Origin of the sequence: Nostoc sp. (assembly GCF_036919495.1) — a bacterium.
Taxonomy (GTDB): domain Bacteria; phylum Cyanobacteriota; class Cyanobacteriia; order Cyanobacteriales; family Nostocaceae; genus Nostoc.
Genome location: NZ_JBALBZ010000154.1, coordinates 16,058 through 34,303, shown reverse-complemented (window position 1 = coordinate 34,303; position 18,246 = coordinate 16,058). Strand labels below are relative to the sequence as shown.

The window sequence follows — 18,246 nt, the reverse complement described above, 5'->3', positions numbered from 1 at the left end:
ACCTTCTATACCAAAAACATTTTGCTGAACGAGGGTATCCGCGCTTGGATGGCTCCTCAAGATCAACCCCACGAACAATTTGTATTCCCTGAGGAAGTTCTACCTCGCGGTAACGCTCTCTAATATTGAAAGCTGACCATGACTTAAGTCATGGTTGTGGTTGCCGAAAATTGACACTAACTAGATTAAATAATCTCTATTGCATAAGCCAATAAAGTGTCAATATTCCCCATTCTCCAGTCATCTCCCACCTTTTGATGGGAGATTTTTTTATTTTTTATATATCGTTAATATCTCTAAATTTATGTGTTATCTTAGATGAAGGTTATAAGCCCGGAGCAAATGCTCTGCCCTTTTGAGACTAAGACCGCTTAGGCAACAAGGAGGTGATGCCCATGATAGAAAGTAGTAAATGCATGGGTCATCAGGTTGCAGTTAGCCGGCTGTGTGCCGGGGCTGTTCTCTAAAAGTTAGCCTTAGTTATCTTTGAGATACTAAGTTAGCTCAAGTAGCTAGGCAAGCTCGGAGTTCCTTCCGGCAGTCTGGTTGCAACCTGAAGACCCGCTAGACCGCTCTGAGATAGATTATCTGATCTAACTCAGAGCGGATAGTTTTTTGTGGGTAACTTTTTCAACTTTGATTAAAAATAAAAATATCTTGCATCAAGCCTTGGGTTCTGACTAGATGTGAGCAATAGGGTGTATTCATTTAAGTCTGATTTAAAATACACACATGCATTATGCTCTAGTTGATCCTCGCATCGTTGTTCTATGGAGAATAAAAGGGATTTTATCTAATGAAATATATCATGCGGCCCAAATAATACATACAACTAGGAATTTTTAGATATGGCACAACTACTCACTGAGGCGGAAATTAAAGAAAGTGCAAAGGTTCTGTCCGGTTGGACTGTTAAAGGCTCCAACTTAGAGATTACCCGCACATTCAAGGATTTTATCCAAGCAATTGAGTTTGTCAATAAGCTGGTGGAGCCTGCGGAATCAGCAGGACATCATCCAGATTTAGAGATTTCCTATAACAAAGTGAAGATTGCACTCACAACACATGATGCAGGTGGGCTGACGCAGGCTGACTTTGATTTAGCGCAGGCGATTTCCCAAATTAACTAAGTAATTTATTCTGATCATTCTGACATCTTTAAGTAGTTAACTGGAAGTCATAGTGACGGGAGACGCAGGGTGTAGCAAGCTTTAAGATTAGAAGTACAGCTTTTGGTTTGGAGTGCGCTGGTTTCAAACTCTTGATTCATAAACTGGTGTTTGCGATCGCAATAGCAGATAGATAAACTAAAACTAACCCGTATAAAGGTAACCCGCATAAAGGCTTTGCCTAAATTTGTATAGCTTAGTCAGTATGTTTTCATTGGTATGCGAATTTCAGTAGGTCTAAGTGCAAGAAGGAATTTTTACTCACAACTGCTAAGTGTCTAAGCTTGGAGCAATTTAGCCTACATAGCCAGTGAATGCCCTAAAGTTTACTCCCTGCTTAGATATTTAGATAATTATGTGTGACAGTTCTTAAGGCGATCACTCTAATCTTGTCATCTAGATCCGATGTTTTATAATGTTATGATATAAAGATATGTTTTTGCATAAGTTAATCAGATAAGTTTTTAACCCTAAGTTAATCGTTTATTAGCTTTGCAAAAACTAAAATTGTAGTAGTGGCAACTATGCCTCATCCACAGGTTTCAATGAGATGTCGCATTTCTGAGAATTAGGTGCAACGAAACCAATTATCTAAACAAGGTGTGAGGAGTAAAGAGAAGATGTCTAGTATATTGTGGAAATCCTTAGTGGTTAGCCCAGCAGTTTTAGGAGCAACATTGTTAGTTTCGGCAACAGCAATGGCGGCTCCAAACAAAACAACTGTTATATCACCAGCCGCACAACCAGGTGTAACTGAAGTTAACCAACAGCCAGAAATATTGGCTCAAACAACCATTGATCAAGTTAATCGCTACAGCAACGAAGGCAACCAAAATAATTCTCAGTCTCAAGTAACATCGGTTTCTCAATTTTCCGATGTACAACCCACCGACTGGGCATTCCAAGCATTGCAGTCCTTGGTTGAGCGTTATGGTTGTATTGCAGGTTACCCAAATGCTACTTATCGCGGTAATCGTGCTTTGACCCGTTATGAATTTGCCGCAGGTTTGAATGCCTGTTTGGATCGGGTTAACGAATTAATTGCCACAGCAACAGCTGACTTAGTTACAAAACAAGATTTAGCTACTTTACAACGGTTACAAGAAGAATTTTCGGCAGAATTAGCAACCCTACGCGGCCGAGTAGATTCTTTAGAAGCGCGGACTGCTGAATTAGAAGCTAATCAGTTCTCCACTACCACCAAACTAGTTGGCGAAGCGATTTTTGGCGTTAGTGATGTGTTTGGGGGTAACACCGGCGACAACAACAATACTGTCTTCCAAGATCGGGTACGTTTAGACTTGCAAACCAGCTTCACTGGTAGAGACATTTTACATACCCGTCTTGCAGCAGGTAATGCAACAGCCTTTACACAATCTGATCTTAATGTTGGTGCTGAAGGTACACAAACGTTTCAAGTTGGTAATGCCAATGGTAACAACAGTGTCAATATAGATCGTTTGACTTATGAAGTTCCTATAGGCCCAGCCAACGTTTACTTAGCAGCTAGTGGTGGACGACACAGCCATTATGCATCCGTTAATAATCCTTACTTTTTCGATCAAACTGATGGTGGTAACGGCGCTTTATCTACCTTGGCTTCTGAAAGTCCTATCTATCGCATTGGTGGTGGTGCAGGTATAGCGCTCAATCTACCCCTTGGTAAAGGTCAGGGGATTCTAGGAAATAGCTCAATCACTGCGGGTTACTTGGCATCTAATGCTAATAATCCTGGTCTGAGTTCAGGTCTAACCAACGGCGACTACGCTGCTTTAGGACAGTTGAACTTTAGTGTTGGCGATCGCTTGGCTTTAGCGGCTACTTATGTCCACGGATATAATACCGCAGGCAATTTCTTGTTTAACTCAGGTACTTCATCAAACGTAAACAACGGTTTTGGATCTTCTGTTGCAGTAGGTACCCGACAAGCTAACACTCTACTAAACGCAGGTGAGAGCAATTCTTATGGTGTGGAGGCTGCGTTTAGACCTAGCGACAAGCTGTCAGTTAGTGGCTTTGTCTCTTACCACGATGTCACGGGCTTTGGTGCAAATGATGATTATCAAGCTTGGAGCTACGGTTTAGGGGTAGCATTACCTGATTTTGGTAAAAAGGGTAACGTCTTGGGTCTTTTTGCTGGTGCAGAACCTTATTCGTTTAACCGGCCAGGTTTTGGTGGTAACAATGATATACCATATCACTTTGAAGGCTTCTATAAGTATCGCGTGTCAGATAACGTCTCAATTACTCCTGGTGTAATTTACTTGACTTCTCCTGGTCAAAATAGCGCTAACGATGATGCAATTATCGGTACGCTTAGAACAACTTTCACCTTCTAGAGTATTGACAATCTGCCAATAATTTAACTTTATTCCTCCCCGCCATTAGGTGGGGCTTTTTGTTGTTGGTAGTAGCAATAAACCCCAGCAATTAACCGGAGTATACTATAAAAGTTAGGAGTGGTGAGTTAAAAGTTCTGAGTTAAGAATTAAAAACTTCTAACTCTGCCAGTTTTAGATTTTGGGGAAAGTATAAGCGTCGCTTTTTGGCGAACAGAACTTTTCAAGAGAAATTTTGAATTTTGGTGAAGCAGCCTGGTCTTCTCCCAAAGGGAGAGCTAGCGCCTTCATGGAGCGTCTCGTAGAGAAGGGGGTTTCCCCCATGAGCGCCTGCTGTTAGCCAGGTACGAGCGTCACCCGTTCGCGCAGCGTCTCCCCTTGGGAGAAGGGATTAAATAAAAAATCTAACGGGAACGATAAAGCCGAACAGGATTAATAACAAATGACTATTGACTAATAACTAAGGGCTAAATTATGCGAATTGCTCGTAACATTACAGAACTGGTTGGTCGTACACCCCTAGTGCAGTTGAACTGCATTCCCCAAACAGAAGGATGTGTTGCAAAAATTGTGGCGAAATTGGAAAGTATGAACCCATCGGCATCAGTCAAAGATCGGATTGGGGTGAGTATGATTAACGCCGCCGAAGAAGAAGGGCTGATTACTCCTGGGAAGACAGTATTGGTAGAACCTACCTCTGGAAACACAGGAATTGCCCTAGCAATGGCAGCAGCAGCTAAGGGTTATCGGTTAATTTTGACAATGCCAGAGACAATGAGTGCAGAGCGCCGGGCAATGTTGCGGGCCTATGGAGCAGAACTGGAACTAACGCCAGGGATGGAAGGTATGAGTGGGGCAATTGGGCGGGCACAACAAATGGTCAATACTATGCCAAATGCTTATATGTTGCAGCAGTTCCGCAATCCAGCTAATGCAAAAGTACATCGGGAAACTACAGCAGAAGAAATTTGGGAAGATACTGATGGACAAGTAGATATGATCGTAGCAGGGGTGGGTACAGGTGGTACGATCACTGGTGTAGCAGAAGTGATTAAAGCACGCAAGCCTAGTTTTAAGGCGATCGCAGTTGAACCAGCCAATAGCCCAATTTTATCTGGGGGGCGACCAGGGCCACACAAAATTCAAGGAATTGGGGCTGGGTTCATTCCCCAAGTTCTCAAGATAAAATTGATTGATGAAGTGATTACCGTCACCGATGAAGAAGCGATCGCTTATAGTCGGCGTTTGGCAAAAGAAGAAGGGCTACTATCTGGCATTTCCAGTGGAGCAGCTTTATGTGCAGCAATTCGCGTTGCCCAACGTCAAGAAAATGAGGGACGTTTAATTGTGATGATTCAGCCCAGTTTTGGTGAGAGGTATTTGAGTACACCGTTGTTCCAAGACCTGGAAACAAGGTTAGCCGCTAGCATCAGCTAACGATAAATTGAATTAATGGTCAATTCTAAGCACGTTTCTAACCATTACGAAACTCTCAAAGTTAGTCCAAGTGCCAGCCAAGCGGAGATTAAGCAAGCTTATCGCCGCTTGGTTAAGTTGTTTCATCCTGACAGCAATCAGGAAAGTGCCGATCAAGAGCAGATAATTCGCATCAATGCAGCTTATGAAGTATTAGGCGACAACCAAAATCGCCGCGATTATGACAAACAACTGCAAGATGACTCTCAAAAATTAAATAGCGATCGCCAACAGCGTACAGCATCAGCACAAAAGCATTACCAGACAATACGAAAAACTGGACGCGATGTTGACGAGCAAGTTGAAGAATGGCTGCGCCAAGTTTACCAACCAGTAAATCGCTTGCTTTGCACCATTCTTTATTCCTTAGAAGAACAAATGGAGCAATTAGCTGCTGATCCCTTTGATGATGAATTGTTAGATGAATTTCAGGAATACTTAAAAACCTGTCGAGATGACCTCAAGCAGGCACAAATTACTTTTCGCTCCCTACCGAATCCCCCTAGTTTAGCAAGAACAGCTGCTCACCTTTACTACAGCCTCGATCAAGTAGGAGATGGACTCGATGAATTAGGTTATTTTCCTTTGAACTACGATGAGCGTTATTTACACACAGGTCATGAACTATTCCGCATAGCTACGAGGTTACACTGTGAGGCACAAGTTTCAGTTAATCAATAGTTTAGTTTAGGAGGCTGTATTTTTTGCCTCTGGTAATTTGAAAAATATACAATAGCTGCATCTCCTAAACCTTGTGTAGCGATCGCACCAGCCCCAGCTGCCAGCAAGCTACCAAAACCAGGTACAAATTTTAAGGCAATATCAGCAATGTAGATCATGCCAGCATTTACTCCAACACCTATTCCCGCATTTACAAAAAAGTCTTTGACGGTTTGATCAGAAAACTCCCGTCCACTCAGCCAGCCAATATACATAACCATAAAAGTCTGAATAGTACCCACTACTGGTATTGCTGCACCTGGAATCGGATTGATAGAAACAAAACCACACAAAGCAGTACAAGCTGTAACAACTGTCCTAGCAACATGGAGTTGAAACTTTTCAATATGCGCCATTCGTGCTAATGAGCCGCGTATCTCGCTTGGCGTATATCTGATCATTGTTTCCACTAGTTCAGTGATATTCCACCTATAATCTTCATCTGGGAGAATCAAGCCATTTTTCCCATCTTCGTATTCAGCGTATGCAACAGTAGGAATAACATCTTTTACAGATTTGCTTAATCCTTCTCTTGCTCTCAAAAAAGCCAAAAAACTTTTAACTTGCTCTTGAACATTGCGATTTTTCCTTTCATTGTCTGTTGGTAGAGGAACTTTTGGAGGTGCTAATTCATCACACTTTGTCAAAACTCCAATCACAGGTATATCTCGCTGGTATAATTTCTTGATTTCTCCTACGATTAATTCACACTCATCAAGGTCGTGGTGAGTAGCACAATGAACTTCTGTTGCTTTGCACACAAAGAGAATGACATCTGGGCAATCTTTTGTGACAGCTTGCATGATGCTTTCATAAGGCGTTTTAGCTGAATCATATTGCTTTGGTGGTTGACACTCCTGTAAACCTCTGGTGTCTAGAATATGGAGTAAATCACTGCCATTGTGATAATAACGCTTCCATTCAGCCTTGCCTTGCTGTGGTTCTCTATCATTGACCTCTGTAACCCTTAAACCACAAATGGCATTAATTAGGGATGATTTACCGGATCTAGAACGACCAATTACCATAACTCGTGGTGGACGTAGCCCTTGGAGAACAGAACGTAAATTGTCCAATTTTTCTTGAAGTTCGTTCTTTAATGGGAAAAATCCAGGAAGTGAGTTCACAATCTTTAGGAGTTCTGTTGCCAGATATTCATTACGACTTAGCGTCTCGTTATTCTCTTGAAAAGCAGTCATCTTTCAAACTCCAAGTTTGACGAGTATTTTTCTTCGTATATTATTCCCATAACCACTGACAGAGGAATTAGTTTATGCTGGAAGCAGAAAAAGATTAAGAAATTTTAAATTCTGCTCATAGTGTACTCATGCAATGTATTGTTAACCGCCGCGCCCAGTTTTCGGCAAGTCATCGTTATTGGTTGCCAGAACTGAGTGAAGCTGAGAATATTGAGAAATTTGGTGCTTGCTCTAGATTTCCGGGACACGGACATAATTATGTCTTATTCATCTCCCTAGCTGGAGAATTGGATGAATATGGCATGGTATTGAACTTGTCTGATGTGAAACACGTAATTAAACGGGAAGTTACCAGTCAATTAGACTTCTCTTATCTCAACGATGCGTGGGCAGAATTTCAACAAACTCTGCCCACCACTGAGAATATTGCACGGATTATTTGGCAGCGACTAGCACCACACTTGCCTTTAGTCCGTGTGCAGTTATTTGAACATCCTGAACTTTGGGCAGATTATATGGGAAACGCAATGGAAGCCTACCTCACCATCAGTACTCACTTTAGCGCCGCCCATCGGCTAGCTCATCCTAAGCTCAGTAACGAAGAAAACACGCTTGTTTATGGTAAGTGCGCTCGTCCCCACGGTCACGGACACAACTATCATTTAGAAGTCACTGTGAAAGGGGAAATTGATCCACGGACAGGGATGATTGTTGATTTAGGTGCTTTGAATCAAGTAATAGAAAATTATGTGGTTGAACCATTCGATCACACCTTTTTAAACAAAGATATTCCCTACTTTGTTGAAGTTGTTCCCACTGCTGAGAATATTGCACTTTATATTAGTAATTTACTGCGATCGCCTATTCAAGAATTGGGAGCTAAACTTTACAAAGTAAAACTGATTGAAAGTCCCAATAACTCCTGTGAAATTTACTGTACTGAATCTGAATCAAATTCAGTTAGCGCAGCCGCGAGTCAGCCAGTATTAGCAAGGATTTAGGTAAGTAAAAATTTAGGCATAGGGCATTTTTAATAATTTGTAATTCGTAATGACGCTCGCGGACTCGCTAACGTAATTCGTAATTATTAAAATTAGTCCTTTTAAAATGACTTGTAACATTTATTTCTTCTTTCTGTGTCTTTGCAGGTTAAAAGTCAATACGGTTGGGTTAGCGCCAAAAACCTTGAAATGTGTAGGTTGGGTTGAGGAACAAAACCCAACATTCAATAATATCATAATGATTTTTGCGTTCACGAAGTGTCTCGGAACGAGAATCGCCAGCAAATAGTTCTAAATCAGCAGTCGTCCAACGCGCTGGAGTTGTTTGCATAGAAACGCCCTAGCATTTTTCTAAATCATATTTTAAAAATACCGACGACGAGCGGAATGTCGCAAATAGCGATAAATGCCCCAGGCTAAAACTCCGAAAAAGAGATTTAGTAAAAAGCGACTAATTATAAACCACAAAATATCACTGTCAAAAAGCTTCGACGGACTCAAGGGACTAAGAATTCTGGCTAAGAGAAACAGCCCAAAAATAGCATTTCCACCCAGCGCGAGGATAAATAGCACTAAACTTCTTTGCCAGTAACGGTGCTGGGGTGTATGGCCTGAAATCAGGGTAATAGCGGGTTTGCCTTGCACTTTTCGCAGTAATTGTTCTAGTCGCCAAAACATCCACAAGAGAAATGGGAATAAACCATAACTCAGGAAACCTAAAGGTAGTGAGTAACGCCAAGCACTAGATAAGACATTAACTAGGGCATGACAGATTATAGAATTTAGCCAAGCCCTAAAAATGAACTTTTTGTCTCGATTTAACCGAGTGTTGGAGGAAATATAGATTCCTAAAGCATATCCCCAAGGTGCAGAGAACATTGCGTGGACTGGCATACCGATTATACGGTCTAGAATTGACGCTGTATCGTGGAAAAGGTAAATCCAATTCTCTTCGGCAGTGAATCCAAGGGCAACGGCTATGGTGAAGAGGAAAACGGTAGATGCAAATAATCGATACTTGCGTTGCAAATAGTAGGTTGGGACAACAACCGCTACAAACTTGCAGCCTTCTTCAATTGGGCCTACTTCCACAAGCTGCCGCAACGCTATTCCAGGAAGCGTAGACGCGCATCGACTTGTCGGCAGACATACCTTGATCTGATGCCAGTCTACAACCCTATTGACTACAATTTCAAAAATCCATTCGAGGCTAAGGGCTAAGATACCAGATATTGCCCCGATGATAAAGAACATCAGCAATTTTAACAGAGGTGGGGCAAATGGCACTCGACAGTAGTAGTAGCCTAGCAGTAGCAAAGGTGGTATTGCTGCCCAGAGCAGTAAAGAAAAATCAACCACTCACCTGAGCGATCGCTGTGCAGTGACGGTGGGTATTGTTAGTGATAGTGGGAGTTTGGAAACCTGCCTCAACAATAGCTTGCTCAATGTTCAAACCAAAATATTCATCTAAATACGGTTCTGTACTTTTGAGCAAAGTCAAAATGTAAGCTGGCATTTTTTTGTAAACTTCAGATTTTGGATTCATATCCATGATTGCCAAGTAGCCACCCGGACGCAGCAAGCGCCGCATTTCAGTTAAAATCTGTCTGGTTGCTGACTGGGGTAATTCGTGGCACATCAGGAAAATGGAAACTAAATCAAATGAAGCATCAGGTAGCCCAGTAGATTCAGCTTGGGCATGAAGCCAGTTTATTTTAGCTTGACGTTGCCCAGCGCGGTAATTGGCAACGGCTAAAAAGTAAGGAGATAAGTCTAAGCCTGTAATTTTGGCATGGGGATAAACTTCTTGCATGGTAAATGTACTCAAACCCACACCACAAGCCACATCGAGGATGTCTTGGGGTTGATTGGGCATTTGCACTTTGAGGATATCATGGTAACTTTGGCGCAGTTTAGCATCTCCTTCTGCTCCAGCATCTTGCCAAATTCCGGCATGGACAGTACGGGCAGCAACTTCTAGCTCACAAGCTGCTTTCCAACTTAGGTTTCCACCTTCATAGGCATGGAATGACCGCAAATAGTATTCTGGGTATGAAAGCTGAGGATTTTCTATTTGAGCTAGATCAGCCTTCCAATCACGCGCCTGTAGTGTTTCGACTTCTTGTGTCCAAGGTACGCCAATTCTTTCGGCACGTTTAATCATCATTTGTCTAGCTTGATGTTTGGCTAGGTCGGCTAAAGGTTTGATTGCCAGTACGCCATTTACCAAACGGGAAGCGAAGCCAGGAGTCGTATTTACAGCAAGGGTCATAAATCAGTTTGCATTTAACAGCTTTTTCTACTTATGACATACTTGTTGGACGCCAGTCTAGAAGCAAATTGAATTGTAGGAATGTGGAAGAAGCAAGGGAGAATTATTTCCTGCCCCCGTACCCCGCCCCTCTGCCTCTTTTGAATGCCCTATTTTGCAGTATTTGGCTTGAGAGCTAACAACATCTCCAACTCACTGGTAGATTTATCAGGGCTAGTGGCGGTAAAACCAAGACCACGAATGGAACCCAAGATGGTGATAGCATTGGCGTCAGATGAGATTAAACTCTTGATCAAGGGCACAGTTTGAGTTTTGTCCATATCCAGGTAGAAATAGCCGCCGTTGGGCTTTTGCAAAGAACCCGTGACGGCTTTGAAGGTATCGCTATTGTCAAGAGATGGATTTTTGCGATCGCCGATAGCTTCAGCAACTGGGCCACCAAGAGCCACAAATACAGTGTCTTGATCGATCCAACCATGTGACAATAAAGCTCCCTGCCTGGGGATTTGCCATTCAGTTACGTCTTTCCCACCGATATTTCTGTTGCCGATGTTGATTTGGTAGTTTTTGGCAAGGGTATCCAATTTCGTGAAGGTGGCTTCGGCTGTTTTGCGATCGCTAGTATCAAATACTAAAGCACCTCCAAAACCAACACTTGTTAACACCCCTTGATTAGATGGAATTGCACCAAAGGCAAATTCCCCATTCATCCAGCCAAAAATATCTTTATCCAGGTCAATATTGACAAATTTCAATTGTCCCCGCACCTGTTCAAGACCTTGTTTCATTTCTGGATAATTTTTTGACTCTTCTACTAGTGTTTCCCAGCCACGGCTGATACCATTTCCACTAATCAGAGCAAAAGTACTAGTGGGAAATTGCCCAACTATATTTCCAGGACTTGATTGATACTGAAATTTATTTAGTTGCGGATCTAAATTAGCGATCGCTTTTACCCGCACTCCCGCATCATCAACACCAACACCCGCCACCACAGATTTTATCTGCTTAAGTTGTGTCAGCGCTTGTGGAGGTAACTGCTTTGTCTGCGGGCTTCCGGCTGCTAATTGCTGTACCATGTCGGCATAGTCTGGTATATAAATTTGGGCGAGGCTGTTTTTGACATCCATTCTTTTGTTAAGGATGCTGCTTGCACCTTCTTTACTGGCAAAAGAAGACTCTCCTTTAAAGGTGTCAATTGCTTTTTCTACAGCTTGCTTTTCGGGTGCTAATACTAAGTGACTATTATTTAAAACTACGCTATATGTTGGCTTGCTATTTTCTGTAGTTTCTATAATTTTTTGACCTTTATAGTCAGATTCTTTAAACTTAACTCCTTTTTGTGACTTTAATTTATTAGCAAAATTCAAGGCGCTGAGTTTGTCCTTGATTCCCACTATTATCAAGATATTTGATTCCTGCTGTACATTGATTGGCGTATTAGGTGCTTGAAAAGATGCTTTAAACTGCGTCGGTTTAACAGAATTAGGTGGTAATACAGCAATCATTACACCACCAGCCCAAGGCTTTATGTCTTTTTCATAAGAAACGTTACTGTCACTGAACACTTGCTTATTGAAATTTGCCAGACCTTTTGCCACTAATTTTTGTGCTTCTGGAGTGCCAAACTGCTGTAACTTTGCCCAGGCTTGAGAGTCAGTAGTAATATAAGTTGCCATCAATGCTGTTGAAGGTACTAGTTTAGCGCTGCCTAGAGCGTCTGAGCTAGCTCCTAATGGGGATTTAAAATATGTATAAGCTGTTATACCTCCTGCGGCAAGTACAGCAGCACCAACAGCAGGAATGAGAAACTTGGATTTACTTTCAGGCATTTTGTTATCCTCTTTTGCTCAGATTGTCACCGAGATTTATACAAGTGTCACTGTAGAGTTTTCGGATTTATTAATAATTTCCGCTCATCGATCGGTATTTACTGATAAAATTAGTAGTCCTATAAGCTAACAGTCTAAAAGAATTACTCTAAAAAATACTTCCACGAGATGGAGAGCGAATCGGCAAATGATATGCTGTTCATTTCAAATGAAATAGCCTGCTCAACAGAGGCAAGCTATCCTAAGTTATAGGACTCCTGTCTGATTTGTAAGCAAAATTTCAGATCAAACCCTGATAAACGAGTTTTTCAGTCTCAGTATGTTTTCAAAAATCAAATCGGAGTCTTATATAAGAATAATTAGTAAGTAAGAGTGTTTGTACTTAATAAAAAGTTATCGAGGTGCAAGAGACTCTTGACTCGATGACAAAAAAGTGCAAAACATCAGTAAAAGTAAATGCGGGAGGGATATGGAAAAAAGTCCAAGGATCGCCAGCCGACCTTCGGAAATTCGGGTGAGATTAATTTTAATCCCCCAATCCCAAAAGGGAATTCTCACCTCCATAATGCCCTGTTGATTTGGGAAATATATTTTAGACACCGCTATTTTGCTTAACTACGTCCAGCCAAGCCAGACTTTTCAGGATTACAAGGTCAGTAAGGATCAATGTCGAAGTCTTATTTTGATACAGATAACAACGTACACAAACCTTTTGAGTTACCGGGAGCAAGACCACACTACAACCCCGATCGCCCCGGACAGGTAGAGCATATTTTTCTCGATCTCAGCTTAGATATCCCAAAGCTTTGCTATCAGGGCAATTGTAGCATTCGCCTCTTACCAATCCGTAATGGCATTAACCGTTTGACTTTGGATGCTGTCAACCTGAATATCGAGTCTGTGCAAGTGGACGAAGTGCCACAAAATTTTGACTACGATGGGGAACAGCTTTCCATCCAACTTGCTGAGGTGACTCAAATCGGTAAACGCTTGCTGATTGCGATCGCCTATTCAGTGGCAAAACCGCAGCGCGGTCTTTACTTTATTCAACCAGACAAGCACTACCCAAACAAGCCAACTCAAGTTTGGACTCAAGGTGAAGACGAAGACTCTCGCTTTTGGTTCCCCTGCTTTGACTACCCAGGACAATTGTCTACTTCAGAAATTCGGGTTCGTGTCCCTAACCCTCTCGTGGCAATTTCCAACGGCGAGTTGATTAATACTACAGAAGATGGTGATTACAAAATCTACCATTGGTCACAGCAACAAGTTCATCCTACCTACTTGATGACTTTAGCAGTAGGTGACTTTGCCGAAATTCAGGATGAGTGGAACGGTAAACCAGTTACCTACTATGTAGAAAAGGGACGGGAGGAAGATGCTAAACGCAGCATGGGCAAAACTCCCCGCATGATCGAATTTTTGAGCCAAAAGTATGGCTATCCTTATGCTTTCCCGAAATACGCCCAGGTTTGCGTCGATGATTTCATCTTTGGCGGGATGGAAAACACCTCCACAACACTATTAACAGATAGATGCTTGCTGGATGAACGCGCCGCTTTAGATAACCGCAATACTGAAAGTTTAGTCGTCCACGAACTCGCGCACCAGTGGTTTGGTGATTTGGTGGTGATTAAGCATTGGTCTCATGCTTGGATCAAAGAAGGAATGGCTTCCTATTCTGAGGTGATGTGGACAGAACAGGAATATAGTCTAGAAGAAGCAGCTTACTATCGTTTATTAGAAGCTCGTCGTTACTTAAGTGAAGATAGCAGTCGCTATCGTCGCCCGATGGTAACACATGTTTACCGGGAAGCTATTGAGCTTTACGATCGCCACATTTATGAAAAAGGGTCTTGTGTTTATCACATGATTCGGGCCCAATTAGGAGATGAGTTGTTTTGGCAGGCTATCCAAACATTTGTTCAAGATAATGCCCACAAAACCGTAGAAACAGTAGACTTACTCAGGGCGATTGAAAAAGCTACCGGACATAATCTTTTATTCCTCTTTGACCAATATGTTTTTCGTGGTGGTCATCCTGATTTTAAAGTAGCTTACTCTTGGGATGGAGATGCTAAATTAGCAAAAATTACGGTAACTCAAACCCAAGCTGCTGAAGGTCAAAATGGCAGTAAGGATTTGTTTGATTTAAAAATACCTATTGGTTTTGGCTATACCCAACAGGAAGAAGTTAGGACTGAGCAGTTAAGAGTTAAAAATAATTCCAACCTCCTAACTCCTAACTCACAACTAAAAACGTTTGTAGTGCGAGTAAATGAACGTGAACAAAGCTTCTACTTCCCCCTAGAAAATAAGCCCCAATTTATCAGCTTTGATGTTGAGAATAATTATTTGAAAACAGTAGCGTTAGAGTATCCAATATCAGAGTTAAAAGCACAGTTAGAATTTGATCCCGATCCGATTTCACGTATTTACGCAGCAGCAGCTTTGGCGAAAAAAGGTGGATTAGAAGCTACTATTGCACTATCTACGTCGCTAAAAAATGACCCATTGTGGGGTGTACGTGTGGAAGCGGCGAAACAACTAGCGCAAATCAATTTAGACCAAGCCTTTGATGGCTTAGTTCTTGGGTTAAAAGATAAAAATGCTTACGTGCGACGAGCTGTAGTGGAAGCACTTGCTCAAATCAAAACTGCTGAAAGCTATAAAGCTGTGAGAGGGTTAGTACAAAAGGGCGATCCTAGCTATTATGTGGAAGCAGCAGCTTCTCGTGTGATCGGGGCGATCGCTTCTGCAAACTTGGAAGATAAACCCAAGGAAGACAAGGTACTAAAGCTGCTGAAATCGGTTTTAGAAGAAAAGGCGGGTTGGAATGAAGTCGTGCGGAGTGGTGCAGTTGCTGGTTTAGCTGAATTCAAAACCTCGGAAGCAGCTTTAAATTTGCTAATCGAATATACCAAACTCGGTGTACCACAACCCCTACGTTTAGCCACAATTCGCGCTTTAGGAAAGATTTCTGTAGGTCAAAGTCCGGTTAATTTGGAACGAATTTTAGAAAAATTAACAGAACTAGCGAAAGAAACCTTCTTTTTAACACAAGTAGCGGTAGCCGCAGCATTAGGACAAATGGAAACACCTAAAGCAGTGGGGATTTTGCGATCGCTAGTTGAACAAACAGCCGATGGGCGTGTACGTCGCTATGCTGAAGAAGAAATTTCTAAAGTGCAAAAGAATATTGGTTCAGAAAAAACCCTGCGTCAATTGCGTGAAGATTTCGACCAGCTTAAACAACAAAATCAAGATTTGAGAAGCCGTTTAGAAAACTTGGAGGCAAAATCTAAATAGCATTACATGATGGTTAAAAGTAGCTAATTGGTAATTGGTAAGTGTGACAAAATCAGTACCAATTACCAAATTTATAGCACTTGTAAATAATTATCTTATGAAGTCAAAGTGTAGCGCTTATCTGATATCCAGCCCAGAGCTTAAGTTCTAGGCTGATAGCTCAAGTCCACTCAAGTGGACTGAGATTTTACCTTTTACACATAGCTTTTCCTAATTAAATGAGGTACATCAGAGCAAGCTCCTCGCTTGCTCTTAGAAGGGGTTGGGGGTGGGTACTCAACTGAGAACCGCTATAAGACAGCCTTCTACATCGCTGAACATTTTGTTTTTAGTCTTCTTGAGAGGACTTTAGCTATAAGCAAGAGGAATTTATTCCGAGGCGGGATTGGTAACGAAGATTAAATCTAAGACAGTAATACTACTACTCCAATCTAACTATTAGTAAATAAAGTTACTTAATGATCGCAGTGAATTTAAATTTGCATAATCAGACACAGGTAGATATTTATATTTTTATAAATAATGGTTAAGAAAAAATAAAATCATCTAAAAGTTGGATAAGTAGTTGTAGTTTTATAAAGTATAATTAAGAAAAAGATAAACAAATCTTAGGCAGTAACATAAGCTAAAATCACCGCGAACAGTATCCCAAAAGGGTAGAGTTCTAGTTGTTTTAGATAAAAGACTACCGCTATCCTGAACTTGCAACTAACTTGTGGGTTAGGAGAAAAACAATCATTGTAAATTTTTCAGTTGAAGAGGCAAATAAAGGCGTGGGTCAGTATCAACCTGCTCTGCTAAAACTCTATAATCCAGAGGCGATCGCTCGCTACTATAGTTACCGTCCCTGGCTAGCATGGGGGCGACTGCTGAGAATTATCTTCTCTTTTGCGGGATTTATACTCAGTCTCAAGTGGGACGAATGGCAAGATAAAGTTGAGCAGAATAAGGGTAAACGAGCTATCCAGTTGCGAGAACTACTCACCCGCCTCGGCCCGACTTTTATCAAAGTTGGTCAAGCCCTCTCTACCAGGCCTGACCTCATACGTAAGGATTTTCTAGAAGAACTGATCAAGTTACAAGATCAGTTACCACCTTTCGATAATGCGATCGCTTACAAAATTATCGAAACTGAACTCGACCGTCCCATTCATGAAAGCTTTAGCGAACTGTCGCCTAGCCCAGTAGCAGCAGCTAGCTTGGGTCAAGTATACCGTGGTCGTCTGCTCAGTGGCGAAGAAGTCGCAGTGAAGGTGCAACGCCCTAACTTACGCCCGACTCTCACCCGTGACCTCTATCTATTGCGGTGGGGGGCAAGTTGGGTAGCTCCTTGGTTACCACTCAATCTCGGTCACGACCTAACTTTAATTGTGGACGAGTTTGGCACGAAGCTATTTGAAGAAATCGACTATATAAATGAAGGGCGCAACGCCGAAAAATTTGCTAGCAACTTCCGCAACGACCCCCAAGTTAGAGTTCCAGGCATTTACTGGCGTTACACCAATACCCACGTTTTAACCCTGGAATGGATTGACGGCTTCAAATTGACAGATACTAAACGCATCCGCGAAGCAGGTTTAGATCCAGAAGCGATTATCCAAATTGGTGTTACATCGGGATTGCAACAGCTTTTAGAATACGGCTTCTTTCATGCTGATCCTCATCCCGGCAATTTGTTTGCTGTGCCCGATGGTCGAATGGCTTATATTGACTTCGGCATGATGGATCAGTTGGAGGAAACCACCAAAGAAACACTGGTGGATGCGCTAGTGCATTTAGTCAATAAAGACTACACCGACTTAGCCGAAGATTTTGTAAAATTAGGATTTCTGACTCCAGACACAAATATTTGTCCGATTGTGCCAGCATTGGAAGCGGTGCTGGGAAACGCCATTGGCAAAAATGTCAAGGATTTTAACTTCAAAACTATTACTGATGAATTCTCGGAATTGATGTATGAATATCCTTTCCGAGTCCCGGCGAAGTTTGCTTTGATTATTCGTTCCTTGGTGACTCAAGAAGGTATTGCCCTTAGCCTCAACCCGAATTTCAAAATTATTGAAGTGGGTTATCCCTATATAGCACGGCGCTTGCTGACAGGGGAATCGCCGGGATTACGGCGACGATTATTGAATGTGTTATTCAAAGATGGTAAATTTCAGTGGCAGCGATTAGAGAATTTGATTGCGATCGCTCGTACCGATAACAACTTTGATGTATTACCCACAGCCCAGATGGGGTTCCAATATTTAATTTCAGAAGAAGGCAAATTTCTGCGGCGACAGCTGGTGCTTGCTCTTACCGAAGATGACCGCCTCCACACCGAAGATGTCCAACGCCTGTGGAACCTGGTTAAAGATGACATAAAACCAGATCGTTTATTAAATGTAGCGATCGGCATTTTAACAAACTTATCCAAGGAAGGCGCAGCTGCTATCCTACCAAAAACTACATTTCTTGCGCCTTTTGCTGGGAATCAGTCAACAAACAAAAATTAAAAAATCTTTAATATAAATCAGGAGTTTTCATGTACTATTTTCCTCTGCAACCGCCTTATTTTCTGTTACTTGTTGGTTTTTTGACAGCATTAGCGTCTGGTTTCGCATTATCTGGCACTTTGAAAGTAATTGTACAGAAATGGCCAAGCGAGCGTACAGAAAATACTAAACCGCGTTCCTCCCTCAAGCAATTACTAGTACCATTTATCGGTATAACTGGCGGTACTTGTCTATTTCTGTCTTCAGGGTTAGCAATATTTGGCTTTCCCACTTCCTTGGCTTTAGGAGTCGGTTTACCAATTAGTCTATTTACTTGTTTATTAGTTTGGTTGCAACTGGGAAGTATGATGACCTTTATAGAACGCGAAGGTATGCAATCTTTAGATTTAGATTCTTTTTCTTAGATAGTATAACGCTTCACCAACATCCAA

At 41.8% G+C, this 18,246-nt stretch carries 13 protein-coding genes and 1 pseudogene; 9 read left to right on the top strand and 5 right to left on the bottom strand.

The annotated features are described in order from the left end of the window. The 5 genes and pseudogenes from V7K25_RS22300 to V7K25_RS22280 all read left to right on the top strand — a co-directional run. A pseudogene (locus tag V7K25_RS22300) lies at positions 1 to 123 on the top strand (photosystem II D2 protein (photosystem q(a) protein)); the annotation flags it as partial. Between the two features lie 725 nt (positions 124 to 848). Continuing rightward, positions 849 to 1,130 (top strand): 4a-hydroxytetrahydrobiopterin dehydratase, encoded by a 282-nt coding sequence (locus V7K25_RS22295; protein ID WP_335160653.1) that lies wholly within the window; start codon positions 849 to 851, stop codon positions 1,128 to 1,130. 659 nt (positions 1,131 to 1,789) lie between these two features. After that, a complete protein-coding gene (locus V7K25_RS22290; RefSeq protein ID WP_335160651.1) occupies positions 1,790 to 3,508 on the top strand; it encodes an iron uptake porin in 1,719 nt (572 codons plus the stop codon). A gap of 474 nt (positions 3,509 to 3,982) precedes the next feature. Next, on the top strand, positions 3,983 to 4,945 hold the full coding sequence (cysK, locus tag V7K25_RS22285) for a cysteine synthase A (protein WP_335160649.1): 963 nt from the start codon (positions 3,983 to 3,985) through the stop codon (positions 4,943 to 4,945). 15 nt (positions 4,946 to 4,960) lie between these two features. Beyond that, on the top strand, positions 4,961 to 5,665 hold the full coding sequence (locus tag V7K25_RS22280; RefSeq protein ID WP_335160647.1) for a J domain-containing protein: 705 nt from the start codon (positions 4,961 to 4,963) through the stop codon (positions 5,663 to 5,665). On the opposite strand, the gene V7K25_RS22275 is transcribed toward V7K25_RS22280, so the two are convergent. Next, on the bottom strand, positions 5,659 to 6,903 hold the full coding sequence (locus V7K25_RS22275; RefSeq protein WP_335160645.1) for a GTPase family protein: 1,245 nt from the start codon (positions 6,901 to 6,903) through the stop codon (positions 5,659 to 5,661). The genes V7K25_RS22280 and V7K25_RS22275 overlap by 7 nt on opposite strands. 128 nt (positions 6,904 to 7,031) lie before the next feature. Here V7K25_RS22275 and V7K25_RS22270 point away from each other — a divergent pair, with 128 nt between their 5' ends. Continuing rightward, positions 7,032 to 7,904 (top strand): 6-carboxytetrahydropterin synthase, encoded by an 873-nt coding sequence (locus V7K25_RS22270; RefSeq protein WP_335160643.1) that lies wholly within the window; start codon positions 7,032 to 7,034, stop codon positions 7,902 to 7,904. Positions 7,905 to 8,073: 169 nt separating this feature from the next. On the opposite strand, the gene V7K25_RS22265 is transcribed toward V7K25_RS22270, so the two are convergent. The 4 genes from V7K25_RS22265 to V7K25_RS22250 all read right to left on the bottom strand — a co-directional run bounded on the left by V7K25_RS22265 (position 8,074) and on the right by V7K25_RS22250 (position 12,008). Next, on the bottom strand, positions 8,074 to 8,235 hold the full coding sequence (locus tag V7K25_RS22265; RefSeq protein WP_335160641.1) for a hypothetical protein: 162 nt from the start codon (positions 8,233 to 8,235) through the stop codon (positions 8,074 to 8,076). A 32-nt stretch (positions 8,236 to 8,267) separates the two neighbouring features. Continuing rightward, positions 8,268 to 9,263 (bottom strand): PrsW family intramembrane metalloprotease, encoded by a 996-nt coding sequence (locus tag V7K25_RS22260; protein ID WP_335160639.1) that lies wholly within the window; start codon positions 9,261 to 9,263, stop codon positions 8,268 to 8,270. Continuing rightward, positions 9,256 to 10,176: a class I SAM-dependent methyltransferase gene (locus V7K25_RS22255; protein ID WP_335160637.1), complete on the bottom strand. Its 921-nt coding sequence runs from the start codon at positions 10,174 to 10,176 to the stop codon at positions 9,256 to 9,258. Before V7K25_RS22255 ends, V7K25_RS22260 begins: the two co-directional genes overlap by 8 nt. Before the next feature lie 149 nt (positions 10,177 to 10,325). After that, the gene (locus V7K25_RS22250) at positions 10,326 to 12,008 is read right to left on the bottom strand and encodes a DUF3352 domain-containing protein (protein WP_335160635.1); all 1,683 of its coding nucleotides are present in this window, start codon (positions 12,006 to 12,008) and stop codon (positions 10,326 to 10,328) included. Between the two features lie 666 nt (positions 12,009 to 12,674). On the opposite strand from V7K25_RS22250, the gene V7K25_RS22245 reads away from it, so the two are divergent. The 3 genes from V7K25_RS22245 (at position 12,675) to V7K25_RS22235 (ending at position 18,219) form a co-directional block, all read left to right on the top strand. Beyond that, positions 12,675 to 15,317, top strand: coding sequence for a M1 family metallopeptidase (locus tag V7K25_RS22245; RefSeq protein ID WP_335160633.1), 2,643 nt, complete (start codon positions 12,675 to 12,677; stop codon positions 15,315 to 15,317). Positions 15,318 to 16,090: 773 nt separating this feature from the next. Next, positions 16,091 to 17,815: an ABC1 kinase family protein gene (locus V7K25_RS22240; protein ID WP_335160631.1), complete on the top strand. Its 1,725-nt coding sequence runs from the start codon at positions 16,091 to 16,093 to the stop codon at positions 17,813 to 17,815. A 29-nt stretch (positions 17,816 to 17,844) separates the two neighbouring features. After that, positions 17,845 to 18,219, top strand: a complete 375-nt coding sequence (locus V7K25_RS22235; protein ID WP_335160629.1) for a hypothetical protein — start codon at positions 17,845 to 17,847, stop codon at positions 18,217 to 18,219. The last annotated feature ends 27 nt before the right edge of the window (positions 18,220 to 18,246 follow it).